This is a genomic window from Piscinibacter defluvii (genome assembly GCF_004011805.1).
GTDB classification, from domain to species: Bacteria; Pseudomonadota; Gammaproteobacteria; order Burkholderiales; family Burkholderiaceae_C; genus Piscinibacter; species Piscinibacter defluvii.
In genome coordinates, this window is record NZ_ML137196.1 from 265,720 (window position 1) to 281,148 (window position 15,429).

Here is a 15,429-nt window from a genome sequence, read left to right on the forward strand (position 1 = left end):
GCGCGAAGTCAACCGGCTCAGATCGACTGGGTCAGCTTGGCCTGCTGGTAGGCCTCGAACAGGCGTGCGTACACCGGCCCGGGCTTGCCGCGCAGCGCGCCGTGGCCGACCGGCTGGCCGTCCAGCGTGGTGACCGGCAGCACCTCCTTGGTGGCCGAGCTGAGCAGCAGCTCGTCGGCCGACAGCACGTCGGCCTCGGGGATCGGGCGCAGGTTGTAGGCAATGCCGGCTTCCTCGCACAGGTCGCGCAGCAGGTCGTAGCGGATGCCCTCGAGCACATGCTCGCTCTTGGGCGGGCCGAGCAGCGCGCCCTCGTGCACCACCCAGACATTGCTGGCCGAGGCCTCGGTCAGGTAGCCGTCGCGGAACAGGATGGTCTCGACCGCGCCCTTGTCGGCCGACATCTGGCGCGCCAGCACGTTGCCCAGCAGCGAGATGCTCTTGATGTCGCCGCGCTCCCAGCGGAAGTCGCGCGCCGTCACGCAGGCCACGCCGTGGTGGCGCTGCTCGGCGGTGGCCGGCTTCATCGGCGTGGCCATCATGAACACCGTCGGCTCGATGTCGGCCGGCATCACGTGGTCGCGCAGCGCCACGCCGCGTGTGACCTCGATGTAGATCAGCTGGTCCTGCGCGCCGGTCTTGTCGGCCAGCGCGGCCACCAGCCTGCGGCAGCGCTCCAGCCACTGCGCGTCGGTGTGCGGGGCGGCGATGCGCAGCTTGGCCAGGCTGCGGCCCAGGCGCGCCAGGTGTTCGTCGAAGCGGAACAGGCGCTGCGCGTAGACCGGCACGACCTCGTAGACGCCGTCGCCGAAGATGAAGCCGCGGTCGAGCACCGACACCTTGGCCTCGCGCAGCGGCAGGTACTCGCCGTTCAGGTAGCACAACGTGTCGGGCAGGGTCTGCATGGCGCCTCCTCGTGGCAGCTTACTTGATCCACAGGCGGATCGCATCCCAGGCGCGGCCCAGGATGCCCGCCTCCTCGACCGGCTCGAGCACCACCAGCGGCACCTGCGCCACCGCCTGCCCGGTCGAGGTGCTGACCTTGATCGTGCCGACCTTCTGGTCCTTGGCCAGCGGCGCCACCAGCGGGTCGGTGCGCTCGATCTGCGTCTGCAGCTTCGTGCCCTCGCCCTTGGGCACGCTGACGAACACGCTCTGCGCGGCACCGAGCCTGGCCTCGTTAGCCTTGCCCTTCCACACCGGCGGGGTGGCGAGCGGCTTGTCGCCCTCGAACAGCTTGACCGCATCCCAGGCCAGGTAGCCCCAGTTCAGCAGCTTCTGGCTCTCGTTGGCGCGCGCCTCCATCGAGGCGGTGTTCAGCACCACGCTGAGCAGGCGGCGCTTGCCGTTCGGAAAGTCGCGCTGCGCGCTGGCGACGAGGCAGTAGCCGGCGGCCTCGGTGTAGCCGGTCTTCATGCCGTCGACCGTCGGGTCGCGCTGCAGCAGCACGTTGCGGTTGTTCTCGTTGCTGGCCGGCGCGCCCTCGTAGCGGTACTTGCGCGTCGAGTAGATCGGGTAGTACTCGGGGAAGTCCTTGATGATGCGCGAGGCGACGATCGCGATGTCGCGCGCCGTGCTGTGGTGGCCCGGCTCGGTCAGGCCGGTCACGTTCTTGTAGACCGTGTTCTTCATGCCCAGCGCCTGCGCCTGGCGGTTCATCATCTGCACGAAGGTCTCGACGCTGCCGCCCACGCCCTCGGCCAGCGCCACCGAGGCGTCGTTGCCCGAGTTGACGATCATCCCGCGCAGCAGTTCCGAGACCTTGGGCGTGTTGCGCGGCTCGATGAACATCAGCGAGCCGCCGCCCTTGCGCTCGGCCCAGGCACGCACCGACACCGGCAGCGTCTGGTCCTCGGAGATCTTCTTGTCCTTCAGCGCGCTGAACACGACATAGGCCGTCATCAGCTTGGTCAGCGAGGCGGGGTCGGCCGGGGCGTCGGCCTCGCGTTCGGCCAGCACCTGGTTGCTGGTAAGGTCCAGCAGGATGTAGCTCTTGGCTGCCACCTCGGGCGGCTGCGGGGCCTGGGCCTGCGCGAGGAGCGGAACGGAAAGGGCCAGCCACGCGGCCCACGCACGGATCTTGTTCATCGGAAGGAAGAGGGCGAAAGAGAAGAAAGGTTCAGGCCGCGGCCGTCTGCAGCTGCCGCACCAGCGTGTTCTTGAGCAGGCCGAGCTGCCCGTGGAAGAAGTGGCCCGTGCCGGGGAAGACGATCACCGGCAGCGACTGCGGCCGGGCCCACTCGAGCGTGGCCGAGAGCGGCACCACGTCGTCGGCCTCGCCGTGGATCACCACGGTGTCGGCCGGCACCGGCGGCACCTGCTGCTTCTGCGTGGACGGGCCGACGAGGGCCAGGCGCTGCGGCTTCTCGCCCTCCGGCAGGCGCGCGGCGGCGCTGGCCGCGACGAAGCCGCCGAACGAAAAACCCGCCAGCAGCAGCGCCTCGCCGGGTGCGCGATGGGCGGCGATGACGGCCAGCGCGTCGTCGATCTCGCCGCGTCCCTCGTCCCAGCCACCCTGCGACGCACCGACGCCACGGAAGTTGAAGCGCACGCTGCGCCAGCCGAGCGCGAGCGCGGCGCGGGCGAGCGTCTGCGCCACCTTGTTGTCGAGCGTGCCGCCATGTTGCGGGTGCGGGTGGCAGATCACCGCCAGGCCCACCGGCGCGGCCGGCGGCCGGTCGATCGCGCATTCCAGCGCACCGGCCGGGCCGGCGATCAGCTGGCGCTCGGTCTGTGCGTTCACCGGCCGACGTTCGGCGGCAGCAGCAGGCGCTCGACCACCTGGCCGTTCTTCAGGTGCGAGTCGACGATCTCGTCGATGTCGTGCTTGTCGAGGTAGGTGTACCAGACCGCCTCGGGGTAGACCACTGCCACCGGTCCGCCGGCGCAGCGGTCCAGGCAGCCGGCCTTGTTGACGCGCACGCCGCCCGGTCCGGCCAGGCGCTCGGCCTTGACGCGGGCCTTGCAGTGGTCGAACGCGGCACGCGCATCGTGCTGGGAGCACGACGCCTCGCCGTTGTCGCGCTCGTTCAGGCAGAAGAAGATGTGGCGCTCGTAGTAGCTCATGGGCGGATTCTAGGTTGGCGAGCCTTCACCCTCGTCCGCGCGCGCCCCGATGCGCACCAGCAGGTACACCGCCGCGGCATAGGGCCACAGCCAGCCGACCCATTGCGCAGCACCGTGGAAGCGGATGAAGCGGCCCTGCTCCCAGGCCGCCAGGCTCTCGGCGAAATAGGGGTCCGCGGGCACCTGGGTAACCAGCAGCACCAGCGCGGTCAGGGCGACCAGGCCGATGCCGGCGGCCACACGCTGCGGCACCGGCGCGAGCACGACCGCGAGCAGCGCACCGAGCGCGAAGCCGGCCGAGCCGTTGGGCGTGCGCCAGGCCAGGGCATGGTCGGGCCCGAAGTTCAGCGCGGTCGACAGCGTGGTGGCGGCGGCGCCGAACAGCGCCGCACCGGCGGCCAGGACGAGGCGCCGCCAGCCGCGCCGCGCCACCGTGTAGGCCACCATGCAGGGCGCGAGCAGCCCGAGCGCGACGGCAACCAGTTCGGTGGCCGGCGACGGCGGCTCGAGCGCGGGCACGGCGGTCAGGAACGGCTCGGCCCAGTCGATCGCCGGCGTGTCCTCGAGCAGCGCGCGCAGGCCCTCCTGGGCCCGCTCCAGCACCTGGCCCAGGCCCAGCGGCAGCGGCGCGGGGAACAGCAGGCCGAGCGGCCACAGCAGCAGCAGCGCCAGCCCGCCGGCGCTGCGGCTGATGAACCAGCGGTCGCGCACCGCCTGCCAGCGCTCGATGCCGCCCAGCCGGTGCGCCAGCACGGCCAGCGCGACGCCGCCCAGCGTGCCCAGGGTGTTCAGCGCCAGGTCGATGCTCGACGGCACGCGCCGCGGCAGGTAGTTCTGCAGCGACTCCATCGCGAACGACAGCCCGGCACCCGCCAGCAGCGCCAGCGGCGCCGCGCGGCGGGCCTCCTGGCCGCTGCGCAGCAGGGCCGCGCAGGCCAACGCGCCCAGGGGCAGGTAGCCGACCATGTTGGACACCAGGTCGAAGGTATTTCGCCAATGCGGCGGCACGCTGACCAGGAACTGCCACCAGTCGGCGCTGGACACCCGCCAGCCGGCAAACGGGTACAGGCTCGCGTAGCCGATCAGCGCGGCATACAGCCAGGCCAGCGGGACGGCGGAGCTGCGGTGGCGCACCACGGCCGGGCCGCGTCAGAAGGGCTTGACCACCACCAGCACGACGATGGCCGCGAAGAAGAGCACCGAGGCCTCGTTGAACACACGGAACCAGTGCTCGCTGCGCTGGTTGGTGAACTGCTCGAAGCGGCGCAGCAGCGCGCGGCACATGTGGTGGTAGCCGATCACGCCCAGCACCAGCAGCAGCTTGGCGTGCATCCAGCCGCCGCCGAATCGGCCGACACCACCGAAGCCGATCCACAGCCAGAGTCCGAGCCCGACCGCCGGGATCATCAGCAGCGTGCCGAAGCGGTACAGCCGGCGCGCCATCATCAGCAGCCGCTCGCGCTCGGCGTGGCTGTCCGCCGGCACGGTGGCCAGGTTGACGAAGATGCGCGGCAGGTAGAACAGCGCCGCGAACCAGGCCGCGACGAACACGATGTGGAAAGCCTTGACCCAGAGCATCGGGGCATTATGTCGGGGGCCATAAGAAAAGCCCCGGCGCGAGGCCAGGGCTCCAAAAGCCTTAACGCTGTCATCACGGTAAGGCACCTGCTCAGGGAGGAAAAGCAGGGAACAACAGCCTCGCGGCTATCATTCAATCAACACTTTAGCAGAAGGCACGAGAATTTCTACACATTCTTGGGCCTTCTCCCGACATGCACATTCCGCCGCCCTACCCCGCCAGCCGCCCGCGCCGCCTGCGCCGCGACGAGTTCACCCGCGCCCTGGTGCGCGAGCACCGGCTCGACCCGAGCGACCTGATCCTGCCGGTCTTCGTGCTGGCCGGCCAGGGGGTGGTGCAGGACGTGGCGTCGATGCCCGGCGTGCAGCGCCTGAGCCTGGACCGGCTGCTGCCGGTGGCCGAGGACTGCGTCAGGCTCGGCATTCCGGTGCTGGCGCTGTTCCCGGTGATCGAGCAGTCGCTCAAGACCGAGGACGGCCGCGAGGCGCTCAATCCCGAGGGCCTGGTGCCGACCGTGGTGCGCGAGTTGAAGAAGCGCTTCCCCGAGCTCGGCGTGATGACCGACGTCGCGCTCGACCCGTTCACCAGCCACGGGCAGGACGGCCTGCTCGATGCGACCGGCTACATCCTGAACGACGAGACCGTCGCGGTGCTCACGCAGCAGGCGCTGGTGCAGGCCGAGGCCGGCGTGGACATCGTCGCGCCGAGCGACATGATGGACGGCCGTATCGGCGCCATCCGCCAGGCGCTCGAGGCCAGGGGGCGCATCCACACGCGCATCATGGCCTACAGCGCCAAGTACGCGAGCGCCTTCTACGGCCCCTTCCGCGACGCGGTCGGCTCGGCCGCCAACCTCGGCAAGAGCAACAAGAAGGTCTACCAGATGGACCCGGGCAACGGCGACGAGGCGCTGCGCGAGGTCGGCCTGGACCTCGCCGAAGGCGCCGACATGGTGATGGTCAAGCCCGGCATGCCGTATCTCGACATCGTGCGCCGCGTGAAGGACGAGTTCCGCGTGCCGACCTTCGCCTACCAGGTCAGCGGCGAGTACGCGATGCTCAAGGCCGCGGCGGCCAACGGCTGGCTCGACCACGACGCGGTGATGCTGGAGTCGCTGCTCGCGTTCAAGCGCGCCGGCGCCGACGGGGTGCTGAGCTACTTCGCGCGCGACGCGGCCCGGCTCCTGAGGGTGCGCTGAGCCTGGGCCGATGCGCATCTTCCACGCCAGCGGAGACCAGTTCGTCGAGCTGCCGGCGCTGCCCGAGGCCCTGCCGGCCGCGGGATACCTGTGGATCGGCAGCGCGCGGCGCGAGTTCGAGGTCGGCGTGGCGGCACTGCAGGCCGCGCTGCAGCGCTGGGCCGGCACGCAGATCGTCGACCTGCACGTCTCGGACCTGCTGAACAACCAGCTGCCCTCGCACTTCGACTACACCTCGGGCTACGAGATGCTGGTGTTCCGCCGCCTGGCCGCCGGCAGCGGCACGGCGGCCAAGTTCCTCGACGAGCAGCACGGCACCATCGGCTCGGCACGCAGCGCGCTGGAGGCGATCGACACCAGCCCGGTCGGCTTCGTCGTCACCGACCGCGTGCTGCTGACCGTGCACCCGACCGACTGCCAGGTGCGCGAGTACTTCGCCAACCGGCTCGCGCAGCAGGCGCAGCCTGGCGAGGCACGGCCCGGCGCACGCCTGCCCAACAGCCCGGCCGACCTGATGCTGCGCATGGTCAATCACATGGTGGACAGCTACCTCGAGCTGCGCCGCCTGCTGACGCGCCAGTTCGCCTACCTGCAGCAGGAGCTGTTCCGCCCGCGCAGCAACTTCCGCAACTGGCAGCTGCTGCTGGACTCGCGCAACGCGCTGCACATGCTGGAGGACACCTGCGAGGACCAGCGCAGCGCGATGATCGAGTGGATCGACGCGCTCGAGGAATGGCCCGACGTGCCCGACAAGGCGGCGCGCCGCGAGCGCGAGCTGCTGCGGCTGCGCTCGCGCGACGTGGTCGAGCACATCGAGCGCGTGCTCACGCACGTGCGCCGACTCGAGGGCTCGGCCGAGACGGCGGTGCAGATGCACTTCTCGGCGCAAAGCCACCGCACCAACAACATCATGCGCACGCTGACCGTGCTGACGGCGATCTTCCTGCCGCTGAACCTCGTCACCGGCTTCTTCGGCATGAACTTCGACGCGCTGCCGCTGATCCACAGCGCGACGGGATTCTGGATCGCCGCCGGCGTGATGCTCGCCCTCGGCGTGGGCCTGAGCGTCTACTTCTGGCGCAAGAACTACCTGGGCAGCACGCATTGAGTGCGCTGCGCTTCAGCCCGCGCCAGCTGGTGCTGCTGGCGCTGCTCACGCTGGTGTGGGGCGTGAACTGGCCGGTGATGAAGCTCGGCGTCACGCACTTCCCGCCGCTGTCCTTCCGCACGCTGTCGATGTGGCTCGGCCTGCCGGTGCTGTGGGCCGCGGTACGCGTGCTGCGCGTGCCGCTGTCGATCCCGCGCGCCGAGTGGCGCGAGCTCGGTGCGCTGACCATCACCAACATGATCGTGTGGCATGTCGTCGCGATCGTCTCGGTGCAGGCGCTGTCGTCCGGGCGCGCGGCCATCCTCGGCTACACGATGCCGGTGTTCTCGGCGCTGTGGGGCCTGGCGCTGTTCGGCCAGCGCCTGCGTGCGCGCCAGCTGCTGGGCGTGGCCGCGGCAGCGCTGGGTGTCACGCTGCTGCTGTGGCACGAACTCGGCCGCATGGCCGGGCGGCCCTGGGCGGCGGCGGGCATGCTGCTGGCGGCTGCCACCTGGGCGCTGGGCACGCAGCAGCTGCGCCATACGCGCATGACGGCGCCCACGCTGGCCATCGTGTTCTGGATGACGGTGCTGACCACGCTGGTGATGACGCTGCTGGCCGCGCTGCTCGAGCACGATCGCTGGGACGCGCCCACCCCGGTGGTGTGGGCCACGATCGTCTTCAACGCGGTGCTGATCTTCGGCTTCGCGCAGCCGGTCTGGCTCTACCTGGCGCGCTCGCTGCCGCCGATCGCCTCGACACTGTCGGTCATGCTGATCCCGGTGCTGGGCGTGCTCTCCGGAGCCTGGTGGCTCGGCGAGGTGCTGCACTGGCAGGACTTCGCCGCGATCGGCCTGATGCTGGCCGCGATCGCATCGGTGCTGCTGCCGCCGGCGCCTCAGCGCGCGTAGGGATTCGCGAAGCCGAGCCCGGCGAGGATCTCCACCTCGCGCGCCTCCATCACCCTCGCCTCGCGCGACTTCTCGTGGTCGTGGCCCTGCGCATGCAGCGCGCCGTGCACCAGCAGGTGCGCGTAGTGGGCCTCGAGCGCGAGGCCCTGCTCGCGCGCCTCGCGCTCGACCACCGGCGCGCACAGCACCAGGTCGGCCACCACCACCGGCGCGTGCTGGTAGTCGAAGGTCAGCACGTTGGTGGCGTAGTCGCGGCCGCGGTAGTCGCGGTTCAGCGCCTGGCCCTCCTCGGCATCGACGATGCGCACTGCCAGTTCGGCCGGCGCCTCGAGCGCGGCGCGCAGCCAGCGCGCCACGCGGTGGCGCGGCAGGTGGCGCCGGTGCCGCGCGTCGGCGAACTGCAGCGCGAGGCTCAGCGAATCACGATCGATCATCGGAGGGGCGCGCGGCGTCGTAGGCCTCGACGATGCGCGCCACCAGCGGGTGGCGCACCACGTCGGCGGCGGTGAAGCGGGTCGTCGCGATGCCGCGCACGCGGCGCAGCACGCGCTCGGCGTCGACCAGCCCGCTCGTCGTGCCCTTGGGCAGGTCGATCTGGCTCGTGTCGCCCGTCACCACCGCCTTGGCGCCGAAGCCGATGCGCGTCAGGAACATCTTCATCTGCTCGGGCGTGGTGTTCTGCGCCTCGTCGAGGATCACGAAGGCGTGGTTCAGCGTGCGGCCGCGCATGAAGGCCAGCGGCGCGATCTCCAGCAGCCCCTTCTCGAAGGCCTTGGTCACGCGGTCGAAGCCCATCAGGTCGTACAGCGCGTCGTACAGCGGGCGCAGGTAGGGGTCGACCTTCTGCGCCAGGTCGCCGGGCAGGAAGCCGAGCCGCTCGCCGGCCTCCACCGCCGGGCGCGTCAGGATGATGCGCTGCACCTGGCTGCGCTCCAGCGCGTCGACCGCGCAGGCCACCGCGAGGAAGGTCTTGCCGGTGCCGGCCGGGCCGATGCCGAAGGTGATGTCGTGGGCCAGGATGTTGCGCAGGTAGGTCACCTGGTTGGGCGTGCGGCCGGCCAGGTCGGCGCGGCGCGTGTGCAGCACGATCGCCTCGTCCTCGTCGCCGCCGGCCTCGCGCGGCTCCCGTTCGGTGCGCCCCTTGACTGCACGCAGCGCCGGCTTGGCCTTGAGCTCCGACTGCGCCTCGTACAGTGCCATCTGGAGCTGCTCGGCCCCGATCGGCCGGCGTGCCCGTTCGTAGAGCGACTGCAGCAGCAGCACGGCGCGTTCGGCCTGGCGCTTGCCGCCCTCCACGCGGAAGGACTCGTTGCGCCGGTGGATGCTGACGTCCAGCGCCGCCTCGATGCTGCGCAGGTGCTCGTCCAGGCTGCCGCACAGGTGCGCCAGGCGTGCGTTGTCGGGCGGGATGAAGGCGTGGCGCAGGATCACGGCCGGCATTGTCGCCGCAAGCCGCGCGGCCCATCCTGCACAATGCGCGCCGATGATCACGGCCGCCCTCCGACGCCCGGTGCTGCACGCGCTGCAGGCCGTCGCGCGGCCGATGGCGCTGTTCGTCGCGCTGTTCATCGCGCTGCAGGCCCCGGCCACCGCGGCCCCGGCGGCCCAGGTGCTGCAGTCGGCCGAGTCGGTGGTCAGCGACGCGCCGCAGTTTCCGGAGCGCGCGCCCGGCATCGTGACCGTGCCGCTGCCTGACGACTGGTCGAGCCGCGTGCCGCGCCTGGACGGCAGCGTCTGGTACCGCGTGCAATTCGACCCGGTCGGTGGCGCCGGCCGCAACGAGCTGCTGGCGCTGTACGTGCCGCGCGCCTGCAGCAACCTCGAGGTGTGGCTGAACGGCCGGGTGATCTACCGCGGCGGCCGCATGGACGAGCCGCTGACGCGCAACTGCCACTACCCGCAGCTCGTGCCGCTGCCCGGCGGCGTGCTGCTCTCGCAGGGCAACACGCTGGACATCAAGCTGCGCGGCCAGGCGCTGCAGCGCGTGGCCGCGCGCCAGCGCGCCGCAGGGCTGTCGGAGCTGGTGATCGGCGACCATGCGGAGCTGCTCGAGCGCCAGCGTCAGGCGCGCTTCTGGAACGTGGACGCCGTCGCGGCCGCCAACCTCGCGCTGGCGGTGCTCGGCGCCGCGCTGGTGGCGCTGGCCTGGCTGAACCGGCGCGAGGCGGCGATGGGCTACTTCGGGCTGATGTCGCTCGGCTGGTCGGTGCTGTCGGCGCGCCTGTGGTGGCGCGACCTGCCGATGGACAGCGCCAGCATCGAGTTCCTGGTCTGCCTCGGCTTCACGCCCATCCTCGCGCTGGCAGTGCAGTTCCTGCTCAGCCATGCGGGCGTGCGTTCGCGCATGCTCGAGGCAGCACTGCTGGCCCAGTGCGTGGTGCTGCCGATGAGCCTGCTGCTGGCCGGCCCGGCGCGGCTGTTCGAGCTGGCCAGCGCCTGGTACCTGGTGCTGGCGGCCGAGGCGGTGGGCGCGATGGGGCTGCACCTGCACATCCTGTGGCGCGAGAGGCGCCACGAGTTCTGGACCATGGCGCCGGCGCTGGCTGCGGGCGCCGCCGTGCTGCTGGCCGAGGTGGCGGTGCAGCGCGGCTGGCTGGCAAGCCCGCCGGTGCCGCTGCTGCAGTTCGCGCTGCCGGTGCTGCTGCTCGCGCTGGCGGTGCGCCTGCTGCTGGTGTTCGGGCGCGCGCAGCGCCACGTGGACATCGGCCGGCACGTGATGGAGGCGCGCATCCGAGAGGTCACCGCCGAGGCCGAGCGCAACTACGCGCAGATCGCCGAGATGCGCGTCGAGCAGGTCACGCAGCAGGAGCGCAAGCGCATCGCCGCCGACCTGCACGACGACCTCGGCGCCAAGCTGCTGACCATCGTGCACACCAGCGAGAGCGAGCGCATATCCAGCCTGGCGCGCGAGGCGCTGGAGGAGATGCGCCTGTCGGTGCGCGGGCTGACCGGCAAGCCGGTGCGGCTGGCCGACGCGCTGGCCGACTGGCGCGCCGAGACCGTCTCGCGCCTGGGCCAGGCCAACATCGAGATCGACTGGCGCAGCCTGGCCGAGGAGACCGACCAGGTGCTGCCGGCACGCGGCTACGTGCAGACCACGCGCATCCTGCGCGAGGCGGTCAGCAACATCATCAAGCACAGCGGCGCCTCGCACTGCAAGGTGCGCTGCGCGATCGCCGACGGGCAGTTCGGCATCAACATCCAGGACAACGGCAAGGGCATCCCGATGGAGCTGGACGGCAAGCTCGACCGCGGCCACGGCATGTCGAGCATGAAGCACCGCGCCAAGCAGATGCAGGGCCAGTGCCTGGTGGAGTCCGGCCCGGGCTACGGCACCGTGATCCGGCTCACGCTGCCGCTCGGCCCCGAACTGCCGGCCGGCGCGGGGCGCTGATACAGTGCTTCCTTCCGGGCCGGACGCGGCCCGCGCGAGAGGCGTGCCATGAAGAACATCCTGCTGCTCGAAGACCTGCCGGAGATCCGGACCTGGCTCAAGGCGCTGGTGACCCAGGTGTTCCCGGACTCCCAGATCTCCGAGGCCGCGCGCGTGCACGACGCGCTCGGCCTGGTCAGCGCGGTCAAGTTCGACCTCGCGCTGATCGACCTCGGCCTGCCCGACGGCACCGGCGTCGACGTCGTCGCCGCGCTGCGCGAGCAGCAGCCCGAGGCGCAATCGGTCGTGGTGACCATCCACGACGACGACGACCACCTGTTCCCCGCGCTGCAGGCCGGTGCCTTCGGCTACGTGCTGAAGGAGCAGGCGCGCGAGCTGATCGCCGAGCAGCTCAGTCGCATGAGCCAGGGCGAGCCGCCGCTGTCGCCCTCGATCGCGCGCAAGGTGATCTCCTACTTCGCCGAGCAGGCCAAGCCGCGCAAGGACTCGCTGCCGCACGTGCAGCTGACCGACCGCGAGAACGAGGTGCTGCTGCGCGTGGCCAAGGGCTTCACGCTGCCGGAGATCGGCGTGCAGCTGAACCTGTCGCGCCACACGATCGCCGACTACGTGAAGCAGATCTACCGCAAGCTCAACGTGAGCTCGCGTGCGGAAGCGGCGCTGGAGGCGCAGCGGCTCGGCCTGTTCGGCCGCAGCCGATGATCGGCCGGCTCACCGGCACGCTCGCCGAGAAATCACCGCCCCAGGTGCTGGTCGACGTCAACGGCGTCGGCTACGAGCTCGACGTGCCGATGAGCAGCTTCTACCACCTGCCCGGCCTGGGCGAGCGCGTCACGCTGCTGACCCACTTCGTGGTGCGCGAGGACGCGCAGCTGCTGTACGGCTTCCTGACGCACGAGGAGCGCGCCACCTTCCGCCAGCTGGTCCGGATCAGCGGCATCGGCCCGCGCACCGCGCTGGCCATCCTCTCCGGCCTGTCGGTGGCCGAGCTGGCGCAGGCCGTGAGCCTGCAGGAGAGCGGCCGGCTGGTGAAGGTGCCGGGCATCGGCAAGAAGACCGCAGAGCGCCTGCTGCTCGAGCTCAAGGGCAAGCTCGGTGATGCGCTGGCCGCGCCGGCCGCCGTGGCCGGTGGCGCGCAGGGCGACATCCTGCAGGCGCTGCTGGCGCTCGGCTACAACGACCGCGAGGCCGCCGCGGCGCTGAAGGCACTGCCGCCGGACATCGGCGTCAGCGATGGCATCAAGGCGGCGCTGAAGGCCCTGGCGCGCTAGCCGGCGGCGCCGGCGACCGGCGCAGGCTGCCCGCGGCGCGCAGCACGGCGCGGCCGAACGTGTCGCGCAGTTCGCCGACGCTGCGCCACGCCCAGCGCGCCAGCGCCGCCAGCAGGGCCAGTGCCGCCAGCGCCAGCGCGAGGTGCTCGCTGCGCAGGCGCCCGTCCCACAGCCGGGTCAGCACCTCCTCGATCACGTTCCACATGCCGAACCCGCCGGCGACCAGGAACACGAGCACGAACAGCGTCACCGCCAGCAGCCAGACCGACTTGACCGTCAGCCAGAGCCGGCGCGAGTCGATGATCGGCAGCACCAGCGAGTCGTGGCTCAACTCGTAGTAGTCGGCGTCGGGGGTCTGCTCGCGACGAAGCAGGCGGCGATCGACCAGCGTCTCCAGTGTCGCCTCGCTGACCCCGGTCAAGCGCCTGATCTCCGACTGCTCCAGGCGCAGCCGGCGCCCGCGTGCGTTGATCAGGTGTTCGCTGCACAGGCGCCGCACGCCGCGGCGCTGCAGCAGGCCGGGCACGGCGGCCACCTGGCGCTTGTAGAACTCGCGGAAGATCGAGCGCAGGCGCGACTCGCCGCCGAGATCGTGCGTCGTGATCCGGACTGGCGCATCCGCCCCGCGGGCCTGCGCGCGCCGGGCCAGGTCCTCGACGTGCTGGCAGACCAGCTGGAGCTGGAACGGCTCGATGGCCACGGCGTTCGTCCGTCCGGCCTCCGGGCGCGCGCTCTGCTCGAGGAAACGCAGGACCGCGTCGCGCACGTCGGCCTCGATCAGGAACGGCTGGCTGGCCAGCGACGCGTCCTCGATCTGCAGCGGCGACTCGATCGCCTCGGCTGCCGCCGCGTGGCTCAGCGGCAGCAGCCGGAAGCGCTGGTCGAGCACGCCGGGCAGGCGGCTGGACAGTTCGTCCAGCAGGCCGAGGAAGTCCTCGCGCAGGCTCAGCACGACCTTGATCGCCGGCGCCGTGCAGTCGTCCGTCGGGCCGATGCCGCGCACCACCTGCGAGAAGTCGTCCAGGAAGGCCTCGCGCCGAGCCTGCCCGACGAGGGTGAACAGCTCCTCGAACTGGTCGAGCACCAGCACCGGCGTCATCAGCAGGTCGTCGATCCAGAACTCGGCAGTCTTGAAGTAGCGCCACAGGCTGACCGACTCCCCTGGCACGTACTCCAGCCCCGCCTGGCGGGCGCACAGCGCCTCGATGTTCCGCACGATCGCCTCGGCGACGTCACGGTGGCCGTCACCGACGCGCACCACCAGCGGCAGGAAGCCCTGCTCGCGCAGGCTCTGGGCCAGCCCGGCGTTCAGCAGCGAGGTCTTGCCGAGTCCGGAGCGCGCGAACAGAACCGTCAGCCGGTTCGCGAGCACCCGGTGCCGCAGTGCCGTGGCCTCGGCCTCGCGGCCGAAGAACAGGCGCCGCGACAGCCCGTCGTCGGAGAACGACTGGGCGCCCGGGTAGCGCGTGCGGCGGGCTTCAGGCGGTGGCATCGCGCGAACGCTTCTGGAAGTCGCGCCACAGATGGCGCGTGATCTCGGCCGCGTCGTCGTGGAACGAGTCGCGGCGCAGCGGCAATTGGTGGAACGGCTTCAGGTCGTGCCGGCCCTGCTCGGCGCTCAGCCCGTCGACGCCGATCGGCACGATGAACGGCACGCCCGGCGCGCGGTACTTCTGGCGCTCGAGCGCGAGCGCCAGCTCCTTGTTGACGTAGCCGACGTCCTTGCCGCGCAGGTTCTCGCTGTTCAACACCAGGAAGTAGTGGCTCGCACCGATCTTCTGCTCGATCGTGTCGTTCCACAGCTCGCCGGCGCCGAGGAAATCGGCGTCCAGGCAGGCATCGATCTTCTCGCGCGGCAAGGCGCCGAAGAGGCGCCGCGCCACCGCCTCGTCGCCGCGTTCGTAGCTGATGAAGACCTGCGCGCGCCGCAGCGGTGCGGTGGCCCCGGCGCGGTAGCCGCCCACCTTGTCGAGCCGCTGCTGCAGCTCGGCGACGAAGGCGTCCGCGTCCATGTCGACCACCTCGATGCGTGTGCCGCGCTTGTAGAACAGAACCGTCTGGCGGCGCTCGCGGTCGTCCAGGCCGCCAAGCGACTCGAGCGCCACCGAGCCGCCGGACAGCTCCAGCGTGCGCACCAGCAGCTTCAGCAGCACGCGGATGTACCAGTGCCGGATGCCGAAACCGACGAACAGGAAGGTCTTGTTGCGCAACGCGCTGCGCAGGCTGTCCGGCAACCCCGGGCGCGCCGAGATCACGCGGATCACGAAGTCGAGCAGGTCGTTCTCGGTCAGGACCAGCGAGTCGGGCCGCTCGAAGGTGCCGAACAAGTGGTAGACGACCGGCTTGGCCGGGTCGGCGGAAAGCGGCAGCTCGGCGATGTCGCGCTGCTCGCCGCGGAAGTGGTAGTGGCGCGACACCGGTTCCTTCGGATCGGCCTCGAGGTCGCGGCAGGCCTGTTCGAACAGGTCGTCGTGGCAGGTGGTCAGCACCGTGCTGAACGGGAGTCCGGCCAGCGCCCGGTGCTGGGCGCCGGGGCCGCGCCCAGGCTCACGGAAGAAGCCGGCGGCGATGTTGCGCAGCGTGTTGGACGGGAAGCCGCCGAAGTCCTCGAACTGCTGCGCAACCGCGAACAGCACCCGTTCGCCGACGTCCTGGCCCTCCTCCTCGAGCTGCTGGGCCAGCGTGGTGCAGAACAGATCGCGCACGCTCTCGGCGGCCGGCTCGCCGCCGGCGCCGTCGGGCGGCCCGGCCGGCACGTCCGGCCCGAGCACGAGCACGCACTGTCCGGTCTGCAGACCCGATACCAGGCTGTCCCACAGAATCGCCTTCATCGCCGCGGCACCTCCGGTGCGGGCACAGCGGCCCGCCGGAGTCACTCTAGGCACGGCGCGCGCGGCCCGCATCCACCGGGCGATGGAGCCGG

Annotated in this window: 16 protein-coding genes; 6 read left to right on the forward strand and 10 right to left on the reverse strand. The window is 71.1% G+C overall.

Annotated features, from left to right (window positions below; all coding sequences use genetic code 11):
- Positions 1-17: 17 nt before the first annotated feature.
- Genes D9C15_RS01210 through D9C15_RS01235 form a run of 6 tightly spaced genes read right to left on the reverse strand, consistent with a single transcriptional unit; the run spans position 18 to position 4,644 of the window.
- Positions 18-905, reverse strand: a complete 888-nt coding sequence (locus D9C15_RS01210) for a D-amino acid aminotransferase (protein ID WP_127995596.1) — start codon at positions 903-905, stop codon at positions 18-20.
- A gap of 19 nt (positions 906-924) precedes the next feature.
- Positions 925-2,088, reverse strand: coding sequence for a D-alanyl-D-alanine carboxypeptidase family protein (locus tag D9C15_RS01215; protein WP_127995597.1), 1,164 nt, complete (start codon positions 2,086-2,088; stop codon positions 925-927).
- Positions 2,089-2,119: 31 nt separating this feature from the next.
- Entirely contained in the window at positions 2,120-2,743 is a 624-nt protein-coding gene (locus D9C15_RS01220; protein WP_127995598.1) for an alpha/beta hydrolase, read from the reverse strand.
- Positions 2,740-3,066: a (2Fe-2S) ferredoxin domain-containing protein gene (locus D9C15_RS01225; RefSeq protein ID WP_127995599.1), complete on the reverse strand. Its 327-nt coding sequence runs from the start codon at positions 3,064-3,066 to the stop codon at positions 2,740-2,742. The genes D9C15_RS01220 and D9C15_RS01225 overlap by 4 nt, the downstream gene beginning before the upstream one ends.
- Positions 3,067-3,075: 9 nt before the next feature.
- Positions 3,076-4,203 carry a VanZ family protein gene (locus D9C15_RS01230; RefSeq protein ID WP_127995600.1) on the reverse strand — a complete coding sequence of 376 codons (1,128 nt, stop codon included), beginning with the start codon at positions 4,201-4,203 and terminating at the stop codon, positions 3,076-3,078.
- A gap of 12 nt (positions 4,204-4,215) precedes the next feature.
- On the reverse strand, positions 4,216-4,644 hold the full coding sequence (locus D9C15_RS01235) for a CopD family protein (RefSeq protein ID WP_127995601.1): 429 nt from the start codon (positions 4,642-4,644) through the stop codon (positions 4,216-4,218).
- 194 nt (positions 4,645-4,838) lie between these two features.
- Here D9C15_RS01235 and hemB point away from each other — a divergent pair, with 194 nt between their 5' ends.
- From hemB to D9C15_RS01250, 3 genes are read left to right on the forward strand one after another with little or no spacing between them, the layout of a single operon-like run.
- Complete coding sequence (gene hemB / locus D9C15_RS01240) at positions 4,839-5,843, forward strand: porphobilinogen synthase (RefSeq protein WP_127995602.1); 1,005 nt, start codon at positions 4,839-4,841, stop codon at positions 5,841-5,843.
- 10 nt (positions 5,844-5,853) lie between these two features.
- Positions 5,854-6,951 carry a magnesium transporter CorA family protein gene (locus tag D9C15_RS01245; protein WP_127995603.1) on the forward strand — a complete coding sequence of 366 codons (1,098 nt, stop codon included), beginning with the start codon at positions 5,854-5,856 and terminating at the stop codon, positions 6,949-6,951.
- Between the two features lie 5 nt (positions 6,952-6,956).
- Positions 6,957-7,841 carry a DMT family transporter gene (locus tag D9C15_RS01250; RefSeq protein WP_127996100.1) on the forward strand — a complete coding sequence of 295 codons (885 nt, stop codon included), beginning with the start codon at positions 6,957-6,959 and terminating at the stop codon, positions 7,839-7,841.
- Here the strand turns inward: D9C15_RS01250 and ybeY are convergent.
- Both ybeY and D9C15_RS01260 read right to left on the reverse strand, forming a co-directional pair.
- Positions 7,829-8,275, reverse strand: a complete 447-nt coding sequence (ybeY, locus tag D9C15_RS01255) for an rRNA maturation RNase YbeY (RefSeq protein WP_127995604.1) — start codon at positions 8,273-8,275, stop codon at positions 7,829-7,831. The two genes, D9C15_RS01250 and ybeY, sit on opposite strands and share 13 nt — an antisense overlap.
- Positions 8,262-9,272, reverse strand: coding sequence for a PhoH family protein (locus D9C15_RS01260; protein WP_127995605.1), 1,011 nt, complete (start codon positions 9,270-9,272; stop codon positions 8,262-8,264). The genes ybeY and D9C15_RS01260 overlap by 14 nt, the downstream gene beginning before the upstream one ends.
- A 52-nt stretch (positions 9,273-9,324) precedes the next feature.
- On the opposite strand from D9C15_RS01260, the gene D9C15_RS01265 reads away from it, so the two are divergent.
- The 3 genes from D9C15_RS01265 to ruvA are packed head-to-tail and all read left to right on the forward strand — an operon-like array spanning position 9,325 to position 12,506.
- Positions 9,325-11,235, forward strand: a complete 1,911-nt coding sequence (locus tag D9C15_RS01265; protein WP_127995606.1) for a sensor histidine kinase — start codon at positions 9,325-9,327, stop codon at positions 11,233-11,235.
- A 48-nt stretch (positions 11,236-11,283) separates the two neighbouring features.
- Positions 11,284-11,937 (forward strand): response regulator, encoded by a 654-nt coding sequence (locus tag D9C15_RS01270; RefSeq protein ID WP_127995607.1) that lies wholly within the window; start codon positions 11,284-11,286, stop codon positions 11,935-11,937.
- The gene (gene ruvA, locus D9C15_RS01275; RefSeq protein WP_127995608.1) at positions 11,934-12,506 is read left to right on the forward strand and encodes a Holliday junction branch migration protein RuvA; all 573 of its coding nucleotides are present in this window, start codon (positions 11,934-11,936) and stop codon (positions 12,504-12,506) included. Before D9C15_RS01270 ends, ruvA begins: the two co-directional genes overlap by 4 nt.
- Here ruvA and D9C15_RS01280 read toward each other — a convergent pair.
- Both D9C15_RS01280 and D9C15_RS01285 read right to left on the reverse strand, forming a co-directional pair.
- Entirely contained in the window at positions 12,475-13,998 is a 1,524-nt protein-coding gene (locus D9C15_RS01280) for an nSTAND1 domain-containing NTPase (RefSeq protein WP_127995609.1), read from the reverse strand. The two genes, ruvA and D9C15_RS01280, sit on opposite strands and share 32 nt — an antisense overlap.
- Entirely contained in the window at positions 13,985-15,337 is a 1,353-nt protein-coding gene (locus D9C15_RS01285) for an SIR2 family protein (RefSeq protein WP_127995610.1), read from the reverse strand. Before D9C15_RS01285 ends, D9C15_RS01280 begins: the two co-directional genes overlap by 14 nt.
- Between the last annotated feature and the right edge of the window lie 92 nt (positions 15,338-15,429).